At 58.6% G+C, this 24094-nt stretch carries 25 protein-coding genes and 1 tRNA gene; 2 read left to right on the top strand and 24 right to left on the bottom strand.

Annotation, left to right across the window (positions count from 1 at the left end; genetic code table 11):
* Positions 1-154: 154 nt before the first annotated feature.
* The 9 genes from phnD to phnG all read right to left on the bottom strand — a co-directional run bounded on the left by phnD (position 155) and on the right by phnG (position 7488).
* Positions 155-1060 carry a phosphonate ABC transporter substrate-binding protein gene (gene phnD, locus QZ869_RS13690; RefSeq protein WP_062599088.1) on the bottom strand — a complete coding sequence of 302 codons (906 nt, stop codon included), beginning with the start codon at positions 1058-1060 and terminating at the stop codon, positions 155-157.
* A gap of 97 nt (positions 1061-1157) precedes the next feature.
* Positions 1158-2033 (bottom strand): phosphonate ABC transporter ATP-binding protein, encoded by an 876-nt coding sequence (phnC, locus tag QZ869_RS13685; protein WP_296015713.1) that lies wholly within the window; start codon positions 2031-2033, stop codon positions 1158-1160.
* 115 nt (positions 2034-2148) lie between these two features.
* Complete coding sequence (locus QZ869_RS13680; RefSeq protein WP_296105460.1) at positions 2149-2766, bottom strand: DapH/DapD/GlmU-related protein; 618 nt, start codon at positions 2764-2766, stop codon at positions 2149-2151.
* Positions 2763-3470, bottom strand: coding sequence for a phosphonate C-P lyase system protein PhnL (gene phnL / locus QZ869_RS13675; RefSeq protein WP_296105458.1), 708 nt, complete (start codon positions 3468-3470; stop codon positions 2763-2765). Before phnL ends, QZ869_RS13680 begins: the two co-directional genes overlap by 4 nt.
* A 1-nt stretch (position 3471) precedes the next feature.
* Complete coding sequence (gene phnK / locus QZ869_RS13670) at positions 3472-4248, bottom strand: phosphonate C-P lyase system protein PhnK (RefSeq protein ID WP_296105455.1); 777 nt, start codon at positions 4246-4248, stop codon at positions 3472-3474.
* Entirely contained in the window at positions 4245-5162 is a 918-nt protein-coding gene (locus QZ869_RS13665; protein WP_296105453.1) for an alpha-D-ribose 1-methylphosphonate 5-phosphate C-P-lyase PhnJ, read from the bottom strand. The genes phnK and QZ869_RS13665 overlap by 4 nt, the downstream gene beginning before the upstream one ends.
* Before the next feature lie 149 nt (positions 5163-5311).
* Complete coding sequence (locus QZ869_RS13660; protein ID WP_296038506.1) at positions 5312-6421, bottom strand: carbon-phosphorus lyase complex subunit PhnI; 1110 nt, start codon at positions 6419-6421, stop codon at positions 5312-5314.
* 3 nt (positions 6422-6424) lie between these two features.
* Positions 6425-7030: a phosphonate C-P lyase system protein PhnH gene (phnH, locus tag QZ869_RS13655; protein WP_296105451.1), complete on the bottom strand. Its 606-nt coding sequence runs from the start codon at positions 7028-7030 to the stop codon at positions 6425-6427.
* Positions 7030-7488: a phosphonate C-P lyase system protein PhnG gene (phnG, locus tag QZ869_RS13650; RefSeq protein ID WP_296038509.1), complete on the bottom strand. Its 459-nt coding sequence runs from the start codon at positions 7486-7488 to the stop codon at positions 7030-7032. The genes phnH and phnG overlap by 1 nt, the downstream gene beginning before the upstream one ends.
* Before the next feature lie 80 nt (positions 7489-7568).
* On the opposite strand from phnG, the gene phnF reads away from it, so the two are divergent.
* Positions 7569-8306, top strand: coding sequence for a phosphonate metabolism transcriptional regulator PhnF (gene phnF / locus QZ869_RS13645; protein WP_296105449.1), 738 nt, complete (start codon positions 7569-7571; stop codon positions 8304-8306).
* Positions 8307-8341: 35 nt separating this feature from the next.
* Here phnF and QZ869_RS13640 read toward each other — a convergent pair whose 3' ends face one another.
* The 13 genes from QZ869_RS13640 to rirA form a co-directional block, all read right to left on the bottom strand.
* Complete coding sequence (locus tag QZ869_RS13640; RefSeq protein ID WP_296105448.1) at positions 8342-9274, bottom strand: TonB family protein; 933 nt, start codon at positions 9272-9274, stop codon at positions 8342-8344.
* The gene (gene exbD, locus QZ869_RS13635; protein ID WP_296105446.1) at positions 9271-9780 is read right to left on the bottom strand and encodes a TonB system transport protein ExbD; all 510 of its coding nucleotides are present in this window, start codon (positions 9778-9780) and stop codon (positions 9271-9273) included. The genes QZ869_RS13640 and exbD overlap by 4 nt, the downstream gene beginning before the upstream one ends.
* A 4-nt stretch (positions 9781-9784) precedes the next feature.
* Entirely contained in the window at positions 9785-10909 is a 1125-nt protein-coding gene (gene exbB / locus QZ869_RS13630) for a tonB-system energizer ExbB (protein ID WP_296105444.1), read from the bottom strand.
* A gap of 210 nt (positions 10910-11119) precedes the next feature.
* Entirely contained in the window at positions 11120-11854 is a 735-nt protein-coding gene (gene hutC, locus QZ869_RS13625) for a histidine utilization repressor (protein ID WP_296105443.1), read from the bottom strand.
* A 150-nt stretch (positions 11855-12004) separates the two neighbouring features.
* A complete protein-coding gene (locus QZ869_RS13620) occupies positions 12005-12790 on the bottom strand; it encodes an ABC transporter ATP-binding protein (RefSeq protein WP_296038518.1) in 786 nt (261 codons plus the stop codon).
* Positions 12790-13563, bottom strand: coding sequence for an ABC transporter permease (locus tag QZ869_RS13615; RefSeq protein ID WP_296105441.1), 774 nt, complete (start codon positions 13561-13563; stop codon positions 12790-12792). The genes QZ869_RS13620 and QZ869_RS13615 overlap by 1 nt, the downstream gene beginning before the upstream one ends.
* Before the next feature lie 69 nt (positions 13564-13632).
* On the bottom strand, positions 13633-14574 hold the full coding sequence (locus QZ869_RS13610; RefSeq protein ID WP_296038521.1) for an ABC transporter substrate-binding protein: 942 nt from the start codon (positions 14572-14574) through the stop codon (positions 13633-13635).
* 98 nt (positions 14575-14672) lie between these two features.
* The gene (locus tag QZ869_RS13605) at positions 14673-15404 is read right to left on the bottom strand and encodes an ABC transporter permease (RefSeq protein WP_296016647.1); all 732 of its coding nucleotides are present in this window, start codon (positions 15402-15404) and stop codon (positions 14673-14675) included.
* A 20-nt stretch (positions 15405-15424) separates the two neighbouring features.
* Positions 15425-16363: an ABC transporter ATP-binding protein gene (locus tag QZ869_RS13600; RefSeq protein WP_296105440.1), complete on the bottom strand. Its 939-nt coding sequence runs from the start codon at positions 16361-16363 to the stop codon at positions 15425-15427.
* The gene (locus QZ869_RS13595; protein WP_296105438.1) at positions 16360-17556 is read right to left on the bottom strand and encodes an ABC transporter permease; all 1197 of its coding nucleotides are present in this window, start codon (positions 17554-17556) and stop codon (positions 16360-16362) included. The genes QZ869_RS13600 and QZ869_RS13595 overlap by 4 nt, the downstream gene beginning before the upstream one ends.
* 9 nt (positions 17557-17565) lie before the next feature.
* The gene (locus QZ869_RS13590) at positions 17566-18477 is read right to left on the bottom strand and encodes an ABC transporter substrate-binding protein (RefSeq protein ID WP_296016651.1); all 912 of its coding nucleotides are present in this window, start codon (positions 18475-18477) and stop codon (positions 17566-17568) included.
* Between the two features lie 167 nt (positions 18478-18644).
* Positions 18645-19679 carry an AbrB family transcriptional regulator gene (locus QZ869_RS13585; RefSeq protein WP_296105436.1) on the bottom strand — a complete coding sequence of 345 codons (1035 nt, stop codon included), beginning with the start codon at positions 19677-19679 and terminating at the stop codon, positions 18645-18647.
* 136 nt (positions 19680-19815) lie between these two features.
* On the bottom strand, positions 19816-20292 hold the full coding sequence (rirA, locus tag QZ869_RS13580; protein ID WP_296038528.1) for an iron-responsive transcriptional regulator RirA: 477 nt from the start codon (positions 20290-20292) through the stop codon (positions 19816-19818).
* A 315-nt stretch (positions 20293-20607) separates the two neighbouring features.
* On the opposite strand from rirA, the gene QZ869_RS13575 reads away from it, so the two are divergent.
* On the top strand, positions 20608-21621 hold the full coding sequence (locus QZ869_RS13575; protein WP_296105721.1) for a Fe(3+) ABC transporter substrate-binding protein: 1014 nt from the start codon (positions 20608-20610) through the stop codon (positions 21619-21621).
* A 216-nt stretch (positions 21622-21837) separates the two neighbouring features.
* Here the strand turns inward: QZ869_RS13575 and fdhA are convergent, their stop codons facing one another.
* Both fdhA and QZ869_RS13565 read right to left on the bottom strand, forming a co-directional pair.
* The gene (fdhA, locus tag QZ869_RS13570; protein WP_296016657.1) at positions 21838-23028 is read right to left on the bottom strand and encodes a formaldehyde dehydrogenase, glutathione-independent; all 1191 of its coding nucleotides are present in this window, start codon (positions 23026-23028) and stop codon (positions 21838-21840) included.
* A gap of 941 nt (positions 23029-23969) precedes the next feature.
* Positions 23970-24046, bottom strand: a tRNA-Met gene (locus tag QZ869_RS13565).
* Between the last annotated feature and the right edge of the window lie 48 nt (positions 24047-24094).

The following is a 24094-nucleotide window of genomic DNA, read 5'->3' as shown; positions in this document are numbered from 1 at the left end:
CGAGCATCTCGGTGACGAGATCTTATCGCCACTGCCCCGACTTACGGTTTTCCTACATGTCCGGGTGCAGGCCAAAGCCAAGCTCGCCGGAGATGCGCTTTAAAAAAACGGCGGCGTCATTTTCGACGCCGCCGTCTCATGCAATTGTCGGCAATCAGCCGCCGATGACGGCCTTACGGGCGTCGACGATCGTCTGATAGAAGGACGAGTCGACCTTGATGTATTCCTTGTTCTTGCCCTGGGTGAAGCCCTGGAAGCAGGCCAGATCCTTCTTCGGCAATTCAAGGAAGAAGTTCTCGATCTTCTGCTTCATCGGCTCACCAACCTTGTTGGCAACCATCAGCGGGCCGTTCGGGATCAGTGGCGACTTCCAGACTTCGACCAGATCGTCCATGTCGAGGTTACCCTTGGCGACCATCTGGTGAAGGTTGCCGGAGGTATAGCCTTCTTCCCACTTGCCAACGCCGGAGCCGAAGGTGGTGCCGACATCGAACTTCTTGTCGAGAACGGCGAGAACGAGGTTCTCATGGCCGCCGCCAAAACCCGTTTCGGAGAAGTATTCCTTGACCGGCTTGCCGGTTTCCTTCGGCAGCGCGACGTTCGGGATCAGGTAGCCGGAGGTGGAGTCAGGATCGGCAAAACCGAGCTTCTTGCCCTTCGCGTCTGCCAGCGACTTGATGCCGGAATCCTTGCGGGCAACCATGATGGTGTAATAACCGCTGGAGCCGTCAGCGCCAGTGTAAGTCAGGATCGGATCGACAGCCTTCGGGTCCTGAATGGCGATCTTGGCGTAGGAGGATGCGCCCATGGAGGCGATATCGATGGTGCCGCCGAGCAGACCCTGGATAACGCCGTTATAGTCAGGCGATGGGAAGAGCTGAACCTGCTCAACACCGGTCGCAGCCTTCAGGCCGTCTGCGATGCACTGGGCGTTGCGCAGCTGGTCGTTGGAGTTTTCGCCGCCATCGAGGCCGATACGCAGAACTTTGACGTCCTGAGCAAGAGCCGAACCGGCCAGAAGGCCAAGCGCGACCGCAGAAAGAAGAGCTTTCTTCAACATGGATGTATCTCCTGTTTTTCCGGCAAGCCGGAGTTTTGCATGATGTGGGCTTTGATATGGGCGCCCCTGACGCGGGCGGATCGATGCTGTGCAGTCCTTACAGTCCAGCCATGGAAAGGGGCTTCAGAGCAGTAGCTTCAGGACCGGCAGATGGGTTTTGGGCGCGGGCGCTGAGCTCTGCGCCTTCAATGGTGATGCTGGTCGATGTCATGGTTTCGTCGATACCGGCACCGTGCGAATCCGTGCCGTAGATATCCTTGACCGCGCGCGCATCAAGCTCGGCCGGCGTGCCGTCGAAGACCACACGACCACCTGCCATGCCGATGATGCGCTCACAATAATTGCGCGCCGTATCGAGCGTGTGCAGGTTGGTGATGACGGTGATGCCTTCGCGCTCATTGATATCGCGCAACGCATCCATGACGATCTTGGCGTTCAGCGGATCAAGAGAAGCAATCGGCTCGTCGGCAAGCAGCATGCGCGGCGACTGCATCAGCGCGCGCGCAATGGCAACACGCTGCTGCTGGCCACCAGAGAGCGTTCCCGCAGGCTGCATTGCCACATGCTCGATGCCGAGGCGCTCCAATGCGGCGATCGCCATCAGACGCTCTTCGGTAGTGAAGATGCTGAGCAGGCTCAAGACCGTGGAGCGGTGATTGAGGCGACCAAGCATGACATTGGTCAGAACGTCCAGACGCGGTACGAGATTGAACTGCTGAAAGATCATGGCGCAATCGCGTTGCCAGTGGCGCAGGGCAGCCCCTCGCAGCGACGAAACCTCAAGATCACCAAAATGGATGGAGCCGGATGTCGGATCGACCAGACGGTTGATCATACGCAGCAGGGTGGATTTGCCCGCACCCGAACGTCCGATGACGCCGACCATCTGACCCTGGGGGATATCGAGCGTCACGCTGTCGACGGCGGTCGATTTGCCGAAGCGGCGCGTAACCTGCTTGAGGTGAAAAGTCATAGGCCAAATCCAGTCTCGTTATTTCGGATTCGGCCTATCAGGGGTGCGTGAAGCGTGAATGTCAGTTTGATGAAGAAATTATTACAAGGCTGACGTTACGGGAGATGCGCTTCGCTCACCCGTCATACTTCGCCAGAAATGCGCCCGCTTCGAGCGAGCGGAAATCATCCAGAGCGGCGCGAAGCCTTGCATGATCCCAATCCCACCAGGCCAGCCTGTCCATCCGCTCGCCGATCTCTTCTGGAAAACGACGCCGGATGAGTTTGGCGGGAACACCGCCGAAAATGGTGTAAGGCGCGACATCCTTCGAGACGACCGCACCGGCCCCCACCACCGCGCCATTGCCGATGGTGACGCCGGGCAGAATGGTCGCACCGTGGCCGATCCAGACGTCGTGGCCGATGACGACGCGCTTTGCCCGCCTTGCGGCGAAGAAATCAGTCTCGTCTTCAGCATCGTCCCAATAGTTATGGGCGCGGTAGGTGAAGTGGTGGAGCGTCGCGCGCGACATGGGGTGATTTGTAGCGTTGATGCGCACCGAAGCGGCGATATTGACGAATTTGCCGATGGTGGCGCACCAGACGGCACCGTCCTGCATGATATAGGAATAGTCATCCATCTCCACCTCTTCTATGCGGCAGCGCTCCGATACTTCGGTGTAGCGGCCGATCTTCGAATTCGTGACACGGGCAGTCTCGTGGATCACGGGTTCAAGTCCAACTTTGACACTCATGCTGCGATCTTTCTGGGGGAGAACTGCGCGACATCGAGAATACGATCGGCGACGGCCTCACGCACTTCCTCATCGTGAAAAATGCCGAGAAGGGCCGTTCCTTCGGCCTTCTTTTGCTGGATCATCTCCACCACCACCTTGCGGTTGGCGGCATCGAGCGAGGCCGTCGGTTCGTCCAGCAGCAGGATGGCATGGTCGGTAATGAAGCCGCGGGCAATGTTGACACGCTGCTGTTCGCCGCCGGAAAAGGTCGCGGGTGGCAGAGACCACAATTCCCGTGGCAGATTGAGTTTGGACAGCAACTCCCCTGCCCGTTCGCGTGCCTCTTCGACCGGAACTTTTCGAGCGAGCAGCGGCTCCGCCACCACATCGACGGCGGCTACGCGGGGAACGGTGCGCAGGAACTGGCTGACATAGCCAAGGCTGCGGTGGCGGACTTCGAGCACGGTGCGGGGCGCGGCACTGCCGATATCGACCATCTGTCCCTCATGCTTGATGAGTATCTGGCCGCTATCGATGGCGTAATTGCCATAGAGCATCTTGAGGATGGAGCTTTTGCCGATCCCCGAAGGCCCGCCAAGCACGACGCATTCGCCGGCCTGGACGGAGAAGTTCACATTGCGCACGACGGGCAGTTCAATCCCGTCACGCAGATGCATGGTGAAGCTTTTGAAGACTTCCGAAACGATGAGGGGGGTCGGCATGTCACACCTGCAGGATGGAGGAAACGAGGAGCTGAGTATAGGGCTCACGCGGGTCGTCCAGCACGCGGTCGGTCAGGCCCTGCTCGATGACGTTGCCACCCTTCATCACCATCATGCGGTGCGACAAGAGACGTGCAACCGCAAGGTCATGGGTGACGACGATGACGGACAGACCGAGATCGTTGACGAGGCCGCGAACGAGATCGAGAAGCCTCGCCTGGACCGAGACATCCAGACCGCCGGTCGGCTCGTCCATGAAGACGAGGCGCGGCGAGGTGACGAGGTTGCGGGCGATCTGCAGGCGCTGGCGCATGCCACCGGAAAAGGCACGCGGCTGATCATCGATGCGATCGGTGCTGATCTCCACCCGCTCCAGCCATTCGCTGGCGGTGTTGCGGATATTGCCATAATGGCGGTTGCCGACCGCCATCAGCCGCTCTCCGACATTGGCGCCCGCCGAGACCGTCATGCGCAGACCGTCAGCCGGATTCTGGTGCACGAAGCCCCAGTCCGTGCGCATGAGAAAACGGCGCTCCGCCTCTCCCATGTGATAGAGGTCACGGACCGAGCCATCCCGCATGCGATATTCGACGCTTCCCGTCGTCGGCATCAGCCGGGTGGAAATGCAGTTCAGCAGCGTCGTCTTGCCTGAGCCGGATTCACCGACGATCGCCAGAACCTCTCCCGGCCAGAGATCGAAGGAAACGTTGCGGCAACCTGCGCGGTCGCCGTAATATTTCGAGACGTCGCGGACTTTCAACAGCGGTTGGTCGCTCATTCTGCGGCCTCCTTCACATCGGCCAGCAGATGGCCGCGATGGCCATGGTCGCGCCGGTCTTCGCAATGATCGGTATCGGAACAAACGAACATGCGTCCGCCCCGATCATCCAGGATGACTTCATCGAGATAGACATTGTCCGCACCACAGAGCGCACAGGGCTTGTCGAAGGTCTGGATCTCGAAGGGATGGTCGTCAAAATCGAGGCTGACGACTTCGGTAAAGGGCGGCACCGCATAGATGCGCTTTTCACGACCAGCCCCAAACAGTTGCAAGGCCTCCGACATATGCATTTTCGGATTGTCGAATTTCGGCGTCGGCGACGGGTCCATGACGTAACGGCCCCCAACCTTCACCGGATAGGCGTAGGTGCGGGAAATCCGGCCATTATGGGCAATGTCTTCATAGAGGCGCACATGCATGAGGCCGTATTCTTCCAGCGCATGCATGACGCGGGTTTCGGTCTCACGTGGCTCGAGGAAGCGCAAGGGTTCGGGGATCGGTACCTGATAGACCAGCACCTGACCTTCCGTTAGCGTTTCTTCCGGAACGCGGTGACGCGTCTGGATGACGGTGGCCTCCTTGGTACGGGTGGTGACGGCGACATTAGCGACCTTCTGGAAGAAAGCGCGGATCGAGACGGCATTGGTGGTGTCGTCCGCCCCCTGGTCGATCACCTTCAGTACGTCCTTTGGCCCGAGGATCGCGGCTGTGACCTGCACGCCGCCCGTTCCCCAGCCATAGGGCATGGGCATTTCGCGTGAGGCGAAGGGCACCTGGTAACCCGGTATGGCAATAGCTTTAAGAATAGCGCGGCGGATCATCCGCTTGGTCTGTTCGTCCAGATAGGCAAAATTGTACGTAGCGAGACCTTCATCTGCGAAGGTCTCTTCAAATGAAACTTCTTCAAGCATCGTGCGTTGTCCTTCCGTAAGTCACAACGGATGTCAGGAGTAAATGATCATGGAGATCGGAATTCTCATTGCGCTGTTCTTCACTGTATTTGCGGCATCGAGCGTATTTTGCGCTTACTGGTTCAACGAGCAGCGATAAGACCAAGTCTTTATTCGGCAGCATCGTTCAACCAACCCTCTTGTGTTCTTTGCGCAGCCTCGAAATCGGCGCGCATCTTTCTGACAAGACCAAGTTCAGCCTGGAAATCGACGTAATGCGGCAGCTTTAAATGCTCGACGAAGCCCGTCGCCTGAACATTGTCAGCATGTGAAATCACAAACTCTTCGTCTTGGGCCGGTGCGGTTCTATCTTCACCGAACTCGTCAGCACGAAGAGCACGGTCCACGAGCGACATAGCCATGGCCTTGCGTTCGCTCTGGCCGAACACCAGCCCGTAGCCGCGGGTGAATTGCGGCGGTGCCTTGGCCGAACCCTTGAACTGGTTGACCATCTGGCATTCGGTGACCTGAACATCGCCGATGGAAACGGCAAAGCCGAGTTCGGGAATATCCAGCTCCACCTCGACCTCACCGATTCTCACCTCACCGACAAAAGGGTGGGTGCGACCGTAGCCGCGCTGCGTTGAGTAGGCCAGAGCCAGAAGAAAGCCTTCATCACCGCGGGCAAGCGATTGCAGGCGCAGGTCTCGTGCCATGGGGAACTCCATGGGCTCGCGGGTCAGGTCGCCGGGAACATGCTCCTCCGGCATTTCGCCGTCGCTTTCGATCAGGCCTTCTTCCGCCAGAATTTCCGACACCCGCATGATATGTTCCGGCTCTGAATCGCGCAGTACAGGCTCATCGACCTCGCCATCCTCAAGAAGGGATGGATCGAGCAGGCGGTGGGTGTAATCGAAGGTGGGGCCGAGCAACTGTCCGCCGGGCAGATCCTTGTAGGTTGCGGACACGCGGCGTTCAACCAGCATCTCGCCGGTTTCGACCGGCCTGGAATAGCCGAAGCGCGGCAAGGTGGTGCGATAGGCGCGCAGCAGGAAAATCGCCTCGATCATATCGCCGCGCGATTGTTTGACCGCGAGCGCGGCAAGCGCCCGATCGTAGAGCGAGGCTTCCGCCATCACCCTGTCGATGGCAAGGCCGAGTTGCTCGACGATCTGGCCGATCGTCATGGCGGGCAGGTTGCGATCTCCACGGCGCCGGTCGGCAAGCAGGCGATGCGCATTGGCAATGGCGGTTTCCCCGCCCTTAACGGCGACATACATGGCTCAGGCCTCCAGCTCGATACGGGTGGAACGCGGCAGGCAGATGAAGTGGCTGCCGCAGGTGAGGATCACATCGACGCCACGCGGGAAGACGGCGCGGTTCTCGCTCCACAGACGAAGGAAGATGTCAGGAAGGCCTGTAGGCTCTATGATCTCGCGGTCCCGAATGCCGGGGCCGGTAAGCCGGAGCTTTGGACCGCCGGTCAAATCCGGCACTTCGATGATGATCGTTGCGGATCGGTCGGGATATTCCTGCGTGCCCTGGGCGAAAAGATCGAAAGAGGAGAGCTGGCTTGCGGCATCGAGCACCGCAAAACGGGCTTCGGCTTTGGTTGCCGCAGTCTGCGCTCCCGTGTGGAAGGAGAGCCAGCTCGGCACGACCGACTTCGAAAAGGCACCATTCATCCAGACGGGGATTTCGTAATCTGAAAGTGTCAGGAGAATGCCGCCGGCAGCCTTGCCGAGCGGGCTTGGCGGCTGGATCGGCAGATCGAAGGATTGCACCTTACCTGGGCGTGCCATGCCATCCATGACGGCTTTGAAAATGTGCTGGGAATCGAAGACCGGATCGGAGAAGCCGCCGGTTACGATATTGGCGTTGGCGGACATTAGTCGTCTCCCCGTACCATGGTGAAGAAATCGACGCGGGTTGCGGCGGTTTGCTGAATGGCATTGGTCTTGCGTTTTTCAAGACGAGATGCGACCACAGAGAGGACCTCGCGCTCAACGAGAGGACGGGTCGTCTCTTCCTGCCAAAGCGCATCGGCGATTGCCGCGTACCACGCCTGCTTGCGGCTGGTGCCAAGCGCATGGGCATGGCCGATCGTGCCGGAGGCAAGCTTGACGGTGGCGCGCGTCACGGTTGCCTCTCCGAGATTGAAGGGCGAACCGCCGCCGCCGATCTTTCCGCGCACCATGACGAGCCCGGTTTCCGGTCCACGTACCTTTTCGACTCGCGGCTTGGCATCCAGAGCGCTCCAGCAATTGAGAAGCTCTTCAACCGTCGCACGGGCCAGCAGCCCTGCGGCCCGCTTTCTCGCCTCTTGAATTTCGGTCGGTTCGTTCATTTTATCCTCAAACGTCTATTGATATAGACAACCATACAAGATAGCTTAGATGTAAGCCTCCAGCATGACAAGCGTGTGACATGACCCTGACGAACAATATGCGAAAGAAGAATGGCGTGGCGCTTTGGCGCCAGATCGCCGACCGGATCAGAACGGCGATTGCTGCGGGCGAATATGACGGCACCGGCATGTTGCCATCAGAGATGGTGCTGGCAGAACGTTTTGGCGTTAACCGCCATACGGTCCGGGGTGCCATCGCAGCACTTGCGGATGAAGGTATCGTTCAGGCGCTGCAAGGCCGGGGAACACTGATTACCCGCAAGGATCGCCTGAGTTTCCCAATCTCGAAGCGAACACGCTTTACCGCTGGTCTTGGCGATCAGGCACGGGAGATGGAAGGGCTGCTCTTGGCGCATTCCCTCGAGGGAGCGACGACAACTCTTGCCGAGAAGCTGAATGTGGCGCCGGGCACGCCGCTCATTCGACTGGAGTTGCTGCGCAAGGTCGATCAAAAGCCGGTGTCGCGTTCGACATCCTGGTTTCCGGCTGAGCGCTTCGCCGGCATCGCCACTGACTATGACGACACGGGCTCAATTACAGAGGCGCTGAAGCGATCCGGCGTGGCCGACTATGTCCGGGCTTCGACCACAGTCTCTGCCCGCCATGCGGAAGCCGACGATCTGGCCGATCTCGAGCTGTCGCCGGGTGCCATTCTCCTCGTCTCCGATTCCCTGAATGTCGACATGGACGGACATCCGATACAGTTCGGCACCAGCCGCTTTCCGGCTGATGTCGTGCAATTCACCGTGGAGAGTTGACAGCAGGAGGAACACGATCGTCCTGCGAGCGTCCGCTACCTGACCTGCACAGGAAGGACGAAGGACGTCTGCGCACCGGGAGGTGGCGTCGAAACCGATGCCTTGCCGATCGACGATTTGATCTTGGCGTCGACTGCCTCATCGCCTGTGGATTTGACCACGCTCAGCCGGCCGATAGAACCGTCATTCTGCACCACGAAGGATACCGTCACCGTCATGCCGGAGCGGCCCGCACCGCGAACGATGCGGCGAGCGACAGCGCTTTGAACCTTCGATGCCCAGTCTGCGGGAGAGACGGAAGGTGAGGCAGAGCCTGCGCTATTGCGTGAAGCAGCTGTTCTATCGGACTGGGTTGCTTCTGCCTTGGCCACATCACGGCGCTGGGATTGCTGTGGCGCCTGCGTCGGCTTTTGCACCCGCTTCTTTTCGGGCTCCTTGTCCTTCTCCACCTTCTTTTGTACCGGCGGATGCGGTGGCGGACGAAGCATGGGAAGAGGAACCTCGACATTTTCGAGTTCCGCTACCTGCTGCTGCTCGATGGGATCGACCTCCTGAACCGGCTCCGGCGGCGGTGGCTCTACAGGCTGGACGACCTCAGGCGGCACCTCCGGTGCGGGCTCAGGCTCTGGCGGTGGTTCTTCGGCGACGGGCTCTGGAACGGGCTCCGGGGGTGGTTCTTCGGGCCGAGGCTCTTCCACAGGCTGGGTGACGTTGCTTTTGACTTCTTCCGTCTCGACTTCGTCATTGGCCTCGACCGTCTGGTCGGTGTTGACAGCCTCCGGCAAGGCCGCAAGCTCGATCATGATCGCCGCCTGAGGGGCGTTATCGCCCGGTTGCTCAGGATTTTCCCGCATGAGATAGTAGGCGCCTGCGGCGTGCACCGAGACCATCACCAGTGCCGCCGCGGACCAGAGTGCGACCTCTCCGAAGCGGGATTGTCTGGAACGAGGGTAGACGGTTTCCGTCACTGCGACCCTCCATTCGGGCCAGATGCAGGCTGGCTGACCTGCGGCTGACTGTAACCAGAGGCCGGCGCACCTGCTGGAGCTTCGCCCGCAACGCCTTCCAGCCCGACAAGCGCGATCTTCAGATAGCCGCTGTCACGCAGCAGGTTCATGATCTCCATGAAGTGGCCGTAATCCACAGCCTTGTCAGCGCGCAGAAAGATACGCGTGTCCTTCTTGCCGCCCGTTTTGGCGTCGAGGCTGGAGGCCAATGCTTCGCGCCCCACCGCATCATTGCCGAGATTGAGCGACAGGTCGTCCTTCACCGTCAGATAGAGCGGCTCGTCCGGACGCTCGGCGGGTTTTGCCGTCGAGGCCGGAAGGTCGACATTCACATCCACGGTCGCAAGCGGTGCAGCCACCATGAAGATGATAAGCAGCACCAGCATTACGTCGATGAACGGCGTGACGTTGATTTCGTGGTTTTCGGGAAGCTCTTCCCCGTGGCTCTCTCGGATACCGCCTGCCATGATCTTATCGTCCCACCAGTGAGACCTGGGGCTTGCTGGCACTACCCGGCGGGATGCGGCGGAAATCGAGGTCGCGGCTGACGAGACGCTCCACGCCTGCGGCAACATCGGCCAGCAGATGACGATAGCCGGTAATGGATCGGGCAAAGACGTTGTAGATCACCACTGCCGGAATAGCAGCAACCAGACCGATCGCCGTCGCCAGCAAGGCCTCGGCGATACCGGGCGCAACGACGGCAAGGTTGGTTGTCTGCGATTCCGAGATACCGATAAAGGCGTTCATGATGCCCCAGACCGTGCCGAAGAGGCCAACGAAGGGTGATATCGAACCGATGGAGGCCAGAACGCCCGTGCCGCGCGACATGCGGCGACCCGCATGGGTTTCGATGCGCGAGAGGATTGAGGAAACCCGCTCCTTGATGCCACCGCCATCCGTGTGAGCAACGACTGCATCCGACAGGGTCATTTCGTGGGTTGCCATGCGCAGCATCAAGGCGGCAGGACCGCCCTTGTTTTCGACGGCTTCAGTGGCTTCAGCCAGCGTCTTTGCCTTGTGAACGATCTTCAGTGTTGATCCTGCACGCACGCGCGCGGCGGCAAGCTCGATCGACTTCGCCAGCCAGACCGTCCAGGTTGCGAGCGAGGCGAGAGCAAGGCCGATCATGACGCTTTTGACGACCCAGTCTGCGGCCATGAACATGCCCCAAGGGGACAGGTTGTGAGGAATATCGGACCGTTCATCCGTGCTCACCTCTACCGGAGAAAGCGCCTCACTGGATGGGCCTGGCTGTGCTGCTGGCGGTGTCTGCGCGCCAGACGGTTGAGCTGGAGCCTCGGTCGCCGGAGAGGGAGCGGTCGCAGCAGGCGCCTGCTGATCCTGTGGGGCGGCTTGCGGCACCTGCGTCGCTGGCGATGGCTGAACGGAAACGGGCGGAGCAGAATTCGTAGCCGGCGAAGGAGCCTGGGTCTGCGGTGCGGCTAGCACGCCTTGGGATGGCGCAGCCGTCTGAGCGACAGCCTGGACAGAAGAGGCGCAGATCATCACGGTCATTGCCAGCGCCGCGTGTCGGCAACGCATCCATGGCGCTATTGCAGCTTTGGACGAAGAAATCGAGAGTATGGAGGTCATCAGATGGTCCCGGGTTTTCTGTACTGCACGACGACCAGACGCATCGGCATTGCCCTCACCCGCACCCGAATAGCAGACATGCAAGCCCGATCCGCTATAAGTGGAGTAAGATTAGCAACTAATACATTGCATAAACCGGAGCTGTAAACTCATCTTTTGGAAAAACATGCGTGACGAAGCGATGTTTTTTCCATTCGCGATCGCGAAGGATCACTGCTGCTGCATGGGCAGGAATTGCGCCACGAGTTCATGGCGCTCGCCCGGATAGGTTACCGTGACATGGGTCACGTAGGTCTGCCCGTGCCAGGTTCGCCGCTCAACGACGAGGCAGGCGGTACCGACGGGAATGGCAAGCGCATCGGCAATCCGGCGATCCGCCGATATGGCGCGGATGCGATGCTCGGCAGCGCTCCAGGGTACCATCTGCAAAAGCCATGAACCCGGACCGACGGAGGAGAAATCCGCATCTTTGGCCTCTGGCACAGCTGAGACGTTGATGATGCGGTCCTCGAGGCAAAAGGGTGTGTCGCCGGTGAAATGCCGGCAGGTCAGCGAGAGAATACTGGCGCCCGCCTTCACCTCCAGCGCAGCGCGATCTTGAGACGTTGCCTTGCGCAGTTCGCGATCGTCCAGCCGATAGCCATAGACAAGTCCCATCTGCTGGACTTCACGCTGGATATCGTGAATTGCCAGAACGGCGGATTGGACATGCGGACGGGTCACGAAACTGCCGGAACGGCGACGGCGCTCGATCAGGCCTTTCTTGACCAGTTCGGTCAGCGCCTTGTTCACCGTCATGCGGGAGCAATCATACTCCTTCGTCAACTCGTGCTCGAAGGGAATACGATAACCGGGCGGCCATTCGCCAGACAGAATCCGCCCCTCCACGTCGCTCATGATGCGCTCGTGCAAAGACTTTTCCTGCGGTGCGGCCGTTTCAGCCATGGTCTTCGTTCCGTTACAGCGCCGGCTAAAAAATCGAAATCGATTTTCTGAAATGCACGATGCGTCTAATCAAAAGGTGAAGCGTGCTTTGTGCGTCCTGTCGGACGCACGGCGCTTCCATGGCCCGCCTGATATCACCGTCTCCCGTGCTTAGCCATGGGCTGCCGCCGCAATGGCTTCTTCACGGATTTCATCGGTGAGCCTTGCACGCAACTCGGAAAATTCCGGGCTAGCCTTGACCGTGTAATGACGCGGATGCGGCAGATCGACCGGGGTGATGGACTTAATGCGGCCCGGACGCGCCGACATCGTCACCACTCGGTTTGCCATGAACACCGCTTCCTCGATATCATGGGTGACGAAGATCACCGTCTTCTGCTCCCGCTCCCATATGCCCAGCAGCAGTTCCTGCATGAGGCCGCGCGTCTGGTTGTCCAGCGCGCCGAAGGGTTCATCGAGCAGCAGAATGCGCGGACCGTTGGCCAGCGCTCTGGCAATCGCCGTTCTCTGCTGCATGCCGCCAGACAGTTGTTTCGGCCAGTGGTTCTCGAAGCCTCTCAAACCCACCTTATCGATGTAGCTATCGACAATGTCCCATTTCTCTTTCTCCGCCACGCCGCGTTCACGCAGGCCAAAGGCCACGTTTTCGCGCACGGTGAGCCAGGGAAACAGCGTGTAGGACTGGAAGACCATGCCGCGATCGGCACCTGGTCCCTTCACTTCCTGGCCAGCCAGCAGGACCTTGCCGGTGGTCGGGCGATCGAGGCCAGCGATGATACGAAGCAGCGTCGATTTTCCGCAGCCGGATGGCCCGAGAATGGTGACGAAGTCGTTCCTGGGAATTTCGAGATCCGTCGGCTGCAGGGCAAGTGTCGGCGTGCCGCCGCGCACGCCCGGAAAGGTGCGGCTCACGCCCTGGATGACGAGTTCATTCATCAGGCAAGCCTCCAGGCGAACAGTTTGCGATTGAGAGACTTGAAGGCAAAGTCCGAGATGAGGCCGATGACACCGATGACGATGATGCCGAAAATGATCTGGCCCGTCGCCATCAGCGCCTGGCTGTTGATGATCATATAGCCGATGCCGGACGACGCGCCGATCAATTCGGCGACGATGACATAGGTCCACGCCCAGCCGAGAACGAGCCGCAGAATCTCGGCAATATCCGGTGCATTGGCGGGGATGAGGACCCGGCGCACAACGCCGCGATCCTTGGCGCCGAGCGTATAGGCAGCCTCGACCAGATCACGTCTTGTGCCGGCAACGGCAACGGCGATCATAAGGATGATCTGAAACACCGCACCGATGAAGATCACCAGCAGCTTCTGCATTTCGCCAATGCCAGCCCAAAGGATCAGAAGCGGGACGAAAGCGGACGCCGGTAGATAGCGTGCGAAGGAAACGAAAGGCTCAAGCAAAGCTTCGACCGGCTTATAGGCACCCATGGCAATACCGAGAGGAACGGCCACGATCGCTGCCAGAACGAAGCCGCCGACCACGCGCCAGATGGTCATGCCGATATCGTAGGCGAAACCTTGCTCGGTCAGGAGGTAGATCCCATCCTTCAGCATGGTGACAGGGTCCGCGAGAAAGGTGGGCGAAACGAACCCACCCAGCGTTGCGATACCCCAGGCGAGGAAGAACAGCACGAAAAACAGGATGCCGAGCGCAATCCGCGTGCTGTGTCTGATAGGCTGTAGTGGCTGCATGTGTATCCCGGCAGTCATGAGGCGGGGCGCGGCGGCAGGCCGCGCCCGAGGTCATTGCGTGATGGCCGATTACTTGATGAAGGAGGTATCGGCGAGCGTAGAAAGATCGGGCTTCGACTTGATGACGCCGATTTCCAGAAGCAGATCGGCGGCCTTCTCCGAAAACGTCTTGAACTCGCCTTCGAAGAACTTCTGGTTGGCTGCCTTGTCCTGCCATTCGAGGAACTTTGCGGAGTTGCCGAAGGCTTCGCCAGACTGCTTCACATCCGCGCCCATTGTCGCGTAGGCTTTCTCGGGGTCGGCCTTGATGGCTTCAAGCGCCTCGAAGTAGCTCGTCGCCAGCGCCTTCGCCGCTTCCGGGTTGGTTTTCAGGAATTCCGGCGTGCAGCCGAATGTGTCCATAACCGCCGGATAATCCAGCGTGGTAGCAATAATCTTGCCCTTGTCGGGTGCGGCACGAACCGTGGAGAGATAGGGCTCATAGGTCATCGCGGCATCGTTCTGGCCGGCGACAAAAGCCTGTGCTGCCGGGCCGGGCTCCAGGTTCACCACCTTCACATCCTTAAGCGTCAGACCATTTTCCTTAAGGATCCACGCGAGGAAGAAGTACGGCGAGGTGCCGGGTGCCGATGCGGCAATGGTTTTACCTTTGAGATCGGCAATCTTGGCGATATCGCTGCGAACCGCCATGCCATCGGCACCGTGGGACTTGTCCATCTGGAAGATCTGCGTGGATTTCACGCCATTGGCGTTCCATGCAATCCAGGTTTCCACAGTGGTCGCGGCGCACTGAACGTCACCCGAGGCGAGCGCCAGATGACGGCTTGCCTGCGGGATCTTCTTGATCTCGACCTTGAGACCGTTCTTTTCGAAAATACCCGCTTCTTTGGCGAGCGTCAGCGGCGCAAAGCCCGTCCAGCCAGACATGCCGATGGTCACGGATGTTTCGGCATGGGCTGTGGTGGAAAACAGTGCGGCTGCAAGAAGGGTAAAACCCAGCGTCTTTCTCATGATAGATCCCCTGTTGCTTTATTTTTGAGCGACGATTTTCGACGCTTCTTTAGAGGGCATTAATTCACAGGGAAAATGACTTGTCTAGACAAAATGCTTCAGCGACCTGTACGCCGCGCTACTTTGGTTTCCAGCATCGAAAGCGTGCTATGGATCAAAATGGCGAGTGCAGCCACAATCAAGCCACCCTGCAGAATGAAGGCAAGATTGTTGGATTGCAGACCGGCGATAATGACCTCGCCCAACGTGCGCGCCGCAACCGTTGAACCGATCGTGGCAGTCGAAAGGCTGATCACTGCGGAGAGGCGAATACCGGCAAGAATTGCCGGCATGGCAAGCGGCACGTCAATTCTCCAAAGCCTTTGCCAGCCGGTCATGCCCGCGCCGCGTGCGGCTTCGATGATTGATGCCGGAACCGTCGTCAGCCCCGTGAGGGTATTTTCGAAGACGGGAAGAAGCGCATAGAGAAACAGTGCAACCAGTGTGGGCTTCTGGCCAAAGCCCATGATCGGCACCGCCAGCGCCAGAACGGCGACCGGCGGAAAGGTCTGCCCAATGTTGACGATGCTGCGCGACAGCGGCAGAAATTCCCGACCGAATGGACGACTGACGAGGACGGCAAGCGTGGCGGCAACGAGTGTTGCAGCCAGCGTCGCCACACCCACGATCGCGAGATGGGACAGCGTAAGCGACAGAAGATCGGCTTGCTGGTAAATGGCCGGTGCGTTGGTCTGGACGAGCGGCGCGAAGATCGGCGCAAACGTGTTTGGGCTGACCAGGAAGACGGCAAGCAGAAGCGCGAGGCCCAGCAGAAGGACCGGTCCAAGCAACGCTCTCTTGTCCGCGCCTCTCACGAGCGGCCCGCGGCTTGCTGCAGCAGCGTATCGCGCCGAATGCGTCCGATCTTCTGTCCATCGCTACCGATAACCGGTAGGCTGTCACGTCCTGCCCAGAGCATGGCGGAAAGCGCATCGCGCTGGCTTAACGCATCGGGCAGCGGTTCGCCTTCCGCATCTCCGGCCTCGACGATCTCCGACACCGTTACCACGGAGAGCAGCCTCAGAGGCCTTTCCCGCTCACCGATCAGCGTCCTGACGAAAGGCGTAGCCGGGTTCAGAACAAGCTCTGCCGGCGGCCCATATTGCACGATCTTCCCTCGATCCATGACGGCGATCCGATCTGCCAGGAAGAACGCTTCGTCCATGTCGTGGGTGACGAGGATAATGGTGACGCCGAGTTTCTTTTGTATCGCCAGGAGATCTTCCTGTGCCTTGGCGCGGATGATCGGGTCGAGTGCGCCAAAGGGCTCATCCATCAAGAGAATATTCGGCTCTGCTGCCAACGCGCGTGCCACGCCGACGCGCTGTTGTTGCCCGCCGGACAATTCGTTCGGGAAGCGATCGGCGTACAGATTCGAATCGAGTTGGAAAAGCGTGAGGAGTTCTTCGACTTTGGCAGAAATCCGCTGGCGGTCCCAGCCAAGGAGTTCCGGCACGGTTGCAATGTTTTGCGCAACCGTCCTGTGTGGGAAAAGTCCGTGTCCCTGGATGGCGTAACCGATGCTGCGTCGAAGCTCGAAACCCGGTAGATCGAGAACGTTGCGCCCATCGATACGGATGACCCCGGCGGTCGGCTCAACGAGGCGGTTGACCATCCGCAGAAGCGTCGTCTTTCCCGAGCCCGACGTGCCGACAATGACCGTGACGCTTCTCGGGCGCATGGAAAGGCTCACATTGTCGACCACAGTGGCTTCACCATAACGCTTGGTGAGGTTTTCGATCTCGATCATGCGGCTTTTCCTCCAGACAGGAGATTGCTGTCGATCAGGGCATCGAGCAGAATCGCTGCAGCAAACCCTAAGATGACGGTTGGGATGGTTCCCAGAAGAACGAGGTCCATGGCCGTTTGGCCGATGCCCTGAAATACGAAGACGCCGAAGCCACCGCCGCCGATGAGAGCTGCAATCGTCGCAAGCCCGATATTCTGCACCAGCACGATGCGGATGCCGGTCAATATGATGGGAAGCGCCAGAGGAAACTCGACCTTGACCAGACTTTGCCAGCCCGTCATGCCAATGCCCCGCGCGGCATCGCGCACAGCAGGCGAAACGCCCGCAAGACCGACGACGGTGTTTGAGACGATCGGGAGCAACGAATAGAGAAACAGAGCGACGAAAGCAGGGGCTGCGCCAATGCCCCTGATGCCGATGTCCGACGCGCCAGGAACATGCGTGCCGATCCAGCCGAGCGGCGCAATCAGGAGGCCGAAGAGTGCGATGGATGGGATCGTCTGGACGATGTTGAGACTGTTCAGCATGACGGCGTGGATGCGCTCCACCTTGAAACAGAGCACTCCCAGAGGTATGCCGGCCAGCATGGCGGCGAAGACGGAGCCCAAAGCCAGTTGAAGGTGGCGCTGCGCTTCCGTCCAGAAGATATCGGCGCGGCTTTGGTACTCTTTCATGATGGAAAGATCGTCCCACAGGCCGGAGAGCAGGAAGGCACTAAGAAGCAAGAGAGCCAGCCCGAGCAGGATGAGACGCGTCAGCGGCTTGGGGTCAAGTCTCGCGATTGCATCCGTTGCCAGAACCACCAGCCCAGCAAGCACCAACCAGAAACCACTGGCTATCGAGACGCGGGCGTAGGTGTTTTCAGGCGGAATGAGAGAGGAGGCAGAAAGACCGACGGCAAGCGCCAGCGCGACCAGGGCAGCAAAAGCGGTTGCCAGACGGATTTTCTTGTTTGCCACAAACAGCGCCACTGCTGCGGCCAAAAAGATGATTCCAATCAGGCCATAGCCAAGAGAGGTCGGCATGCTGTCCAGGAGGAAGCGCCCTTCTCCCTGGACGATCCGGTTGGCACGGAAACTGACAAAGGGCGGAACGAATGCAGCATAGAGAAGCAGGCCGCATATCAGCACGCCGACCTTATCGATATGTCGCGTGACGCTCTGCGGCTTCTGCAAGGCGGTCTCTTGCTGCAACGCCACCTCTTACTTCACGAAGCCGTTTTTGGTGAGAAAATCGAGCGCAACGGCCTTCGCCTGCTCTCCGCCCACCTGAACGCGGCCATTGAGTTCCTGAAGGGTGGTGAGATCGAGCTTTTCAAAAACGGGTTTCAACACCTTCTCGATGTCGGGATGCTTTTTCAGCACCTCTTCGCGAATGATCGGCGCGGGCTGGTAGACCGGCTGCACGTTCTTGTCATCCATCAGGACAACGAGACCGGAAGGCGCGATGCCGCCGTCCGTGCCATAGACCATGGCGGCATTGGCATTGTTGGTCTGGTTGGCTGCTGCAGCAATGGTAGCCGCCGTATCTCCTCCGGACAAGGTGATCAGTTGCTCCGGCTTCAGCGTGAACCCGTAGGTTTTCTGGAAGGCCGGAAGAGCTGCTGCAGAGTTGACGAACTCGGACGATGCGGCAAGGACGATCTGGCCGCCACCTGCAACAAATTTGCCCAGGTCGCTCAATGTCTTGAGGTTGTTCTTGTCAGCTACGTCCTTGCGAACCGCGATGCCCCATGTGTTGTTGGCGGGCGATGGAGACAACCAGACGATCTTGTTGGCATCGTAGTCCAGCGTCTTGGCCTCTTCATAGGCTTTGGCTGCGTCCTTCCAGATGGGATCGTCTGCCTTTTCGAAGAAGAAGGCCGCGTTACCCGTATATTCCGGGTAGATATCGATTTCGCCTGCGATGATCGCCTTGCGCACGACAGGCGTTGCACCCAGCTGGATACGATCGGTGGTGGCGATATTGTTGACGTTCAGAACCGACTGGATGATGTTGCCAAGAACGCTTCCTTCGGTGTCGATCTTGGACGAAACGACGACTTGCGCCTGGGCAATCGATGCATAGAGAGCAAGTGCGAATCCGGCGCCAGCCAGCTTCATCAGACGGTTCATGGGCAATCTCCACTCGGAATGATTATTCGGGCAGGACAATGCCTCGTCTTTCTGACCAACTCTGATGAGTGACTGTCCCCGGTTCAGCAGGACGTAACGAAGCGGACTGCAAAAAGGTTGCAAGGAAATATCGTGGCTGAGAAAAAAAGGGCGACAGCCGTTGCCTTTCAACGCCCGCGCGCTTGCTTGCCAATGACGAAAGGCATGAGCACCGACAAGAACAGCAGGCGCAGCACATGGTGCGAGCCGACATAGGCAGTGTCCGCGTGCATCATCACCGCCATGGCGGCCATGGTCTCAAGGCCACCAGGCGCGAAAGCAATCATGACCGCGTTCAGCGGAACACCTGTCACGTCTGAGATCAGTACGGCAATCGAGCAAGCAAGGACGACAACGGCAACAGTCACGACGGCACCAGCCAAAAACGCCTTCCTCATATCCTTCAGCGAAGAGCGCGAGAAGCGGGTGCCAATCAGGCTTCCAAGAACGATGTAGGTGGGGATGGCAAGCCAATCCGGTACGCCGCCGCTGGAGAAGCCTGTGACGTGCGAACCGATGGAAACAGCGACACCACCCAGAAGCAGTGCGGCAGGAAAGCGCCAGCGCATGAAAAGAAGACCGACGATCAGGGACGCCAGCAGCGTCAATCCAAGTTCCAGCGCTGGCATGGGCGGCGGCAGAATGGAGGGCGCGATGCTGACAAGATCGAGATACTTGACAATGAGCGGCACGGACAGCGTCAGCGCCAGAACACGGACACTCTGGATTACGCTGACGGTTGCCAGATCGCTTTTCGTTTCTGCCGTAAGACTAATAATGTAGCTCAAGTGGCCGGGCGACGCTCCAAGCATTGCCGTCGTATGGTCATAGCGAAAGACAAAACGCAGGATCCAGTAGGCCGTGTAAAGAAGAACCACGACCGTTATCAGCACCGCAACGAAGCTGAGGGGCCATGTTCTGGCCGCTCGAAAAACATCCGGCGTGATGTTCGCTCCCATCGACACGCCAACAATCACGAAGGTCGCATTGCGCAGGTTCTTAGGAACCGAAAGTGTCAGGCCCAGGAGGCTTGCAGCCGTGACGGAAAGGGCAGGTCCGCAGAGAAACGGCGCTGGCAAGCCTACCAGCGCTCCGAACAGCGCACCGAGACTGCCGATGGAGACAGTCAGGGCAAATCGATAAAGTTCGGATGTGGAAATCATGGCACCAGTGGGAATCAGGACGCAGGCATAAGGTTTCCACTTGTCCCTTCATCGCTGGCGAAATCAAGCTCTTGAAACACAAAAGCCTGCCGGCAATCTTGCAGGCAGGCTTGCGGGCACTTGCTTGAAGCTCTGATCAGGCGGCCGCAACCGGCGGCGTATGAACGCGCGGCGCCAGCTGATCGAGGCCGAGCAGGAAGTTGATTTGCGGGCGGGCCTTGACGAGATCGTCGATGGAGTACTCGGTGAGGACGTCGAAGAACGCATTCAAGGCCTTGCGAAGCGCAGAGTTGAGGCCGCAGCTATCGACGAGCGGACACTCCACCGCGCCATCCTCGAAGCATTCCGCCATCGCAAAGCTGTCTTCCGTGACTTTGACCACGTCGAAAAGGCTTATCTTGTCGGCCGGCTTGCCAAGCTTCACACCGCCGTTGCGACCACGAACGGTTTCGACGAGGCCAGCCTTGGTCAGCGGCTGAAGAATTTTGAAGAGAAACAGCTCCGATACGCCGTAAGCCTTTGCGATCTCGGGAATGCGGCTGAGATTGCCGTCATTGGCGGCGCAATACATCAACATGCGGACTGCATAGTTGGTCTGTTTGGTCAAACGCATGCTGATCTCCTAGTCGGTAATGTGGAGTTATATAGTTTGTTTTTCACTTTAGAACAATTCCAGAAATGAAAAAATCTTCCTCCGCGGCGCAAACTCCGGCGGTTCGCCGTTGACGCTTATGCCGATTCATGAACAAACAACTCCACTATTCAACCCTACTGCATCGGCCCGAAAATCGGAAACGGTTTTCGGAAAACACGATGCGTAGATTCAACGGGAATCGCGCGTTCTTTTGCATCCACTAAATGGACGCCCGGCGCGCTGAGGGAGACCTGTGGTATGGCAAGCTTGAAAACCAGCTTTCTAACGCTCGGTATGGTGTTATCTGTCGCTTGTGGCGCAGCCACCCCGTCCCTTGCCGGTGGTGAGGTCAATGTCTACTCCTACCGCCAGCCGGAATTGATCCAGCCCCTGCTTGACGCCTTTGCCAAGGAGACGGGAATTGAGACCAATGTCCTGTTTCTCGACAGGGGTCTGGTCGAACGCATCCAGGCAGAAGGCGTCAACTCTCCCGCCGACATTCTGCTGACAGTCGATATCGCGCGCCTGGTGGAAGCCAAGGAAGGCGGCGTGACGCAGCCGGTCCTCAACGATCCGATCATCGAGAAGGATATTCCGGCCAATCTTCGCGACCCGGAAGGCGAATGGTTCGGACTGACGACCAGAGGGCGCGTTGTCTACGCCTCCAAGGAGCGTGTGCCGCAGCAAAGCATCACCTATGAAGAACTGGCCGATCCGAAATGGAAGGGCAAGATCTGCATTCGGGACGGCCAGCACTCCTACAATATCGCCCTCTTCGCCTCGATGATTGCCCATCATGGACTGGATTATACCCGCACGTGGCTAACCGGCTTGAAGAACAATCTGGCACGCAAGCCGGATGGCACGGATCGCAGCCAGGCGAAGTCCATCTATTCCGGCGAATGCGATATTGCGCTCGGCAACACCTATTACGTCGGCCTGATGCTGACCAATGAGCAGGAACCGGAAGAGAAAGTCTGGGCAAACGCCGTCAAGGTCATCTTCCCCAATGCTGACGACCGCGGCACGCACGTCAACATCTCCGGTGTCGCCATGACCAAATACGCACCGAACAAGGAAAACGCTCTGAAGCTGATGGAATTCCTCGCATCTGGAGAGGCGCAGGAAATCTACGCCAAGCAGGTGTTCGAATACCCCGTCCTGCCCGGCGCGCAGCCTTCCGATGTCGTCAAGGGTTTTGGTCCGATCAAGCCCGACACCTTATCGCTGACGGAGATTGCCGCGCACCGAAAGGAAGCATCCGAATTGGTCGATGAAGTCGGCTTCAACGACGGCCCATCGCAGTAAGGCTGGCGTCTAGAGCATTTCCAGCAAAAGTGTGATCGGTTCTCCGTCCGGAAATTCGAAAAAACAAAGAGTTTGAGGAGTGTAAGTGAGCCCGTGTTCACCAGAGCTGCTCTATCGACATCCTACCTTAGCCAATCTTCGACAAACACAAAAACGCCCGCGACAACTTGATCGCGGGCGTTTTTGTTTAAATAGCGCAAAAAGAAACTTGGACGGTCAAGCGGCCTTGATCAGATCTCCATGCGGATCGAGAACGAACTTGGTCGCAGCACCCTGGTCGAAACTTTCGTATCCTTGGACCGCATCATCGAGTGCGATGATCTTGGCATTGACGATATCGGCGATCGGCAGGCGATCATGCAGAATGGCCTGCATCAGCTGCCGGTTATATTTTAGCACCGGCGTCTGTCCGGTGTGGAAAGACTGCGCCTTTGCCCAACCGAGACCAAAGCGCAGAGACAGGCTGCCTTGCTTGGCTGCATCATCCACCGCACCGGGATCTTCCGTGACATAAAGACCGGGTATGCCGATCGAACCGGCAGGTCGGGTGATTTCCATCATCTGGTTGAGAACAATAGCAGGCTGTTCGCCCCCGGCGTGACCGCGTGCCTCAAAACCAACCGCATCGATCGCGCTATCGACTTCATTGGTGCCGACGATCTGCGCAATCATGTCACCCAGCCGATCGCCCTTCGACAGATCGACAGGCTCAAAACCGACTTTTGCCGCATGGGCTAGACGATCCTTGTTGAAGTCGCCGATCATCACCACGGCCGCACCAAGAATGCGAGCCGATGCTGCAGCGGCGAGACCGACCGGACCGGCGCCAGCGACGTAAACCGTAGAGCCGACGCCCACGCCGGCCTTGACCGCGCCATGGAAGCCGGTCGGAAGAATGTCAGACAGCATGGTGAGGTCGCGGATCTTCGACATAGCCTTATCGCGATCGGGGAATTTCAAAAGATTAAAGTCGGCATAGGGGATGGTGACGTACTTCGCTTGTCCACCAATCCAGCCGCCCATATCAACATAGCCGTAGGCACCGCCCGCGCGGGCTGGATTGACCGTCAAGCATACGCCGGTATCTTGCGACTTACAGCAACGGCAACGACCGCATGCCACGTTGAATGGAACGGAGACAATATCCCCGACTTGCAGCATCTCGACATCGATGCCCTTTTCAATAACTTCGCCGGTAATCTCGTGGCCCAGCACGAGGCCCGGCATGGCGGTTGTGCGACCGCGCACCATGTGCTGGTCAGATCCGCATATATTGGTTGAGATCACCTTCAGGATCACGCCATGCTCGATCCTGCGTCCATCCGGCGCTTCCAGCTTCGGATCGTCAATATCACGAACCTCCACCTGACCTGGCCGCAAATAAACAACGCCTCGGTTCTTGCTCATATCCATCTCCTCCATGGCTTGAACATCAATGTCTCAGCCGTCAGGGCTGAGACATTCTCGACTGTCAAACGATCAATGGGAGGTTCGACCAAGACTGGCCGCTTCCAGTACCCTCCGATAATCCTCCCGAGTGATCATCCACCTAACCGGGTTAGCCCGGTCATAGACGCAAGTGACGCCACCTCCTCAAGCGGCGTTGCGATACGAACAGGAGACCACGTGAGACGGATGCGAACGGTTTAGAATTCGACACGCCTTGTATGCTCAACGACACGACATTCACCTCGGAGGTAAATCTTTCGCATACTTGCCGACGTCAGCTTTCCGGCCTGTCCTTTGGATCAGTATTTGGAGCGCAGATAATAATTGGCGAGCGTTCTCCGGCGTTATCGGAGCTGCGTGGGCAGCTTTTGGTTTACGCTCCTGAATATCAAGCACACTTAATACAATTTCTCGATGCGCCTGAGGGGGTTCCCGTGAGAACAGAGTCGCCGGCGCTTAACGCTGCCCTCTATGTCTTTCGCCATGAGTGGTCGGAGGAATCGCCCAAGCTGGCATTTCAACGCGACCAACGAGATGCAGAGTATCAGCCGGACATGGATGATCGATCGAAGGAAACAGAGCGCTTCACTCTTTCTTCCCGCGTCGCGGATCGGCCGGACACTGGAGGCTGTTAACCGGTGAGGCGATGTTTCAAGGCTCCGGGGGTTGTACGAGATCCACGATATAATTTGGCTTCAACCTCTCCGGCACCAACTCTGGTGCTTAGTCGGAGGGCGTGATCGAACGACCTATGCCTGCATGTCCTGTCAAAGATGCCGCTCGATAGCCCTTCCGTCTCGAGCACCGCGGAGGTTATGCGTGAAGAAATGCCCTGCCCTGTAAACGCAAAAAGCCCCACGGAGACCGCGGGGCTTTTGTGTTTCGTATATTGCATTATTTGGTTGCGGGGGCAGGATTTGAACCTGCGGCCTTCAGGTTATGAGCCTGACGAGCTACCGGGCTGCTCCACCCCGCGTTAACTGGTAATGTGGTGGGCTGGAAGACGTTCTTCCGGTTGGTTTTG

The sequence above is a fragment of the uncultured Agrobacterium sp. genome, assembly GCF_913777885.1.
Classification (GTDB): Bacteria; Pseudomonadota; Alphaproteobacteria; order Rhizobiales; family Rhizobiaceae; genus Agrobacterium.
This window is presented reverse-complemented; position numbering and strand designations above follow the sequence as displayed.

Bases quoted from the DNA above. Each gene is read 5' to 3' on its own strand.
- phnF (WP_296105449.1), top strand. From the start codon at position 7,569: ATGACCCTGACGAACAATATGCGAAAGAAGAATGGCGTGGCGCTTTGG.
- hutC (WP_296105443.1), bottom strand. From the start codon at position 11,854: ATGGCTGAAACGGCCGCACCGCAGGAAAAGTCTTTGCACGAGCGCATC.
- QZ869_RS13680 (WP_296105460.1), bottom strand. From the start codon at position 2,766: ATGAGTGTCAAAGTTGGACTTGAACCCGTGATCCACGAGACTGCCCGT.
- phnH (WP_296105451.1), bottom strand. From the start codon at position 7,030: ATGTCCGCCAACGCCAATATCGTAACCGGCGGCTTCTCCGATCCGGTC.
- QZ869_RS13585 (WP_296105436.1), bottom strand. From the start codon at position 19,679: ATGATTTCCACATCCGAACTTTATCGATTTGCCCTGACTGTCTCCATC.
- rirA (WP_296038528.1), bottom strand. From the start codon at position 20,292: ATGCGTTTGACCAAACAGACCAACTATGCAGTCCGCATGTTGATGTAT.
- phnC (WP_296015713.1), bottom strand. From the start codon at position 2,033: ATGACTTTTCACCTCAAGCAGGTTACGCGCCGCTTCGGCAAATCGACC.
- fdhA (WP_296016657.1), bottom strand. From the start codon at position 23,028: ATGAGCAAGAACCGAGGCGTTGTTTATTTGCGGCCAGGTCAGGTGGAG.
- phnG (WP_296038509.1), bottom strand. From the start codon at position 7,488: ATGAACGAACCGACCGAAATTCAAGAGGCGAGAAAGCGGGCCGCAGGG.
- exbB (WP_296105444.1), bottom strand. From the start codon at position 10,909: ATGACCTCCATACTCTCGATTTCTTCGTCCAAAGCTGCAATAGCGCCA.
- phnL (WP_296105458.1), bottom strand. From the start codon at position 3,470: ATGCCGACCCCCCTCATCGTTTCGGAAGTCTTCAAAAGCTTCACCATG.
- QZ869_RS13590 (WP_296016651.1), bottom strand. From the start codon at position 18,477: ATGAACCGTCTGATGAAGCTGGCTGGCGCCGGATTCGCACTTGCTCTC.
- QZ869_RS13665 (WP_296105453.1), bottom strand. From the start codon at position 5,162: ATGCTTGAAGAAGTTTCATTTGAAGAGACCTTCGCAGATGAAGGTCTC.
- QZ869_RS13615 (WP_296105441.1), bottom strand. From the start codon at position 13,563: ATGCAGCCACTACAGCCTATCAGACACAGCACGCGGATTGCGCTCGGC.
- QZ869_RS13620 (WP_296038518.1), bottom strand. From the start codon at position 12,790: ATGAATGAACTCGTCATCCAGGGCGTGAGCCGCACCTTTCCGGGCGTG.
- QZ869_RS13575 (WP_296105721.1), top strand. From the start codon at position 20,608: ATGGTGTTATCTGTCGCTTGTGGCGCAGCCACCCCGTCCCTTGCCGGT.
- QZ869_RS13610 (WP_296038521.1), bottom strand. From the start codon at position 14,574: ATGAGAAAGACGCTGGGTTTTACCCTTCTTGCAGCCGCACTGTTTTCC.
- QZ869_RS13600 (WP_296105440.1), bottom strand. From the start codon at position 16,363: ATGATCGAGATCGAAAACCTCACCAAGCGTTATGGTGAAGCCACTGTG.
- phnD (WP_062599088.1), bottom strand. From the start codon at position 1,060: ATGTTGAAGAAAGCTCTTCTTTCTGCGGTCGCGCTTGGCCTTCTGGCC.
- phnK (WP_296105455.1), bottom strand. From the start codon at position 4,248: ATGAGCGACCAACCGCTGTTGAAAGTCCGCGACGTCTCGAAATATTAC.
- QZ869_RS13660 (WP_296038506.1), bottom strand. From the start codon at position 6,421: ATGTATGTCGCCGTTAAGGGCGGGGAAACCGCCATTGCCAATGCGCAT.
- exbD (WP_296105446.1), bottom strand. From the start codon at position 9,780: ATGGCAGGCGGTATCCGAGAGAGCCACGGGGAAGAGCTTCCCGAAAAC.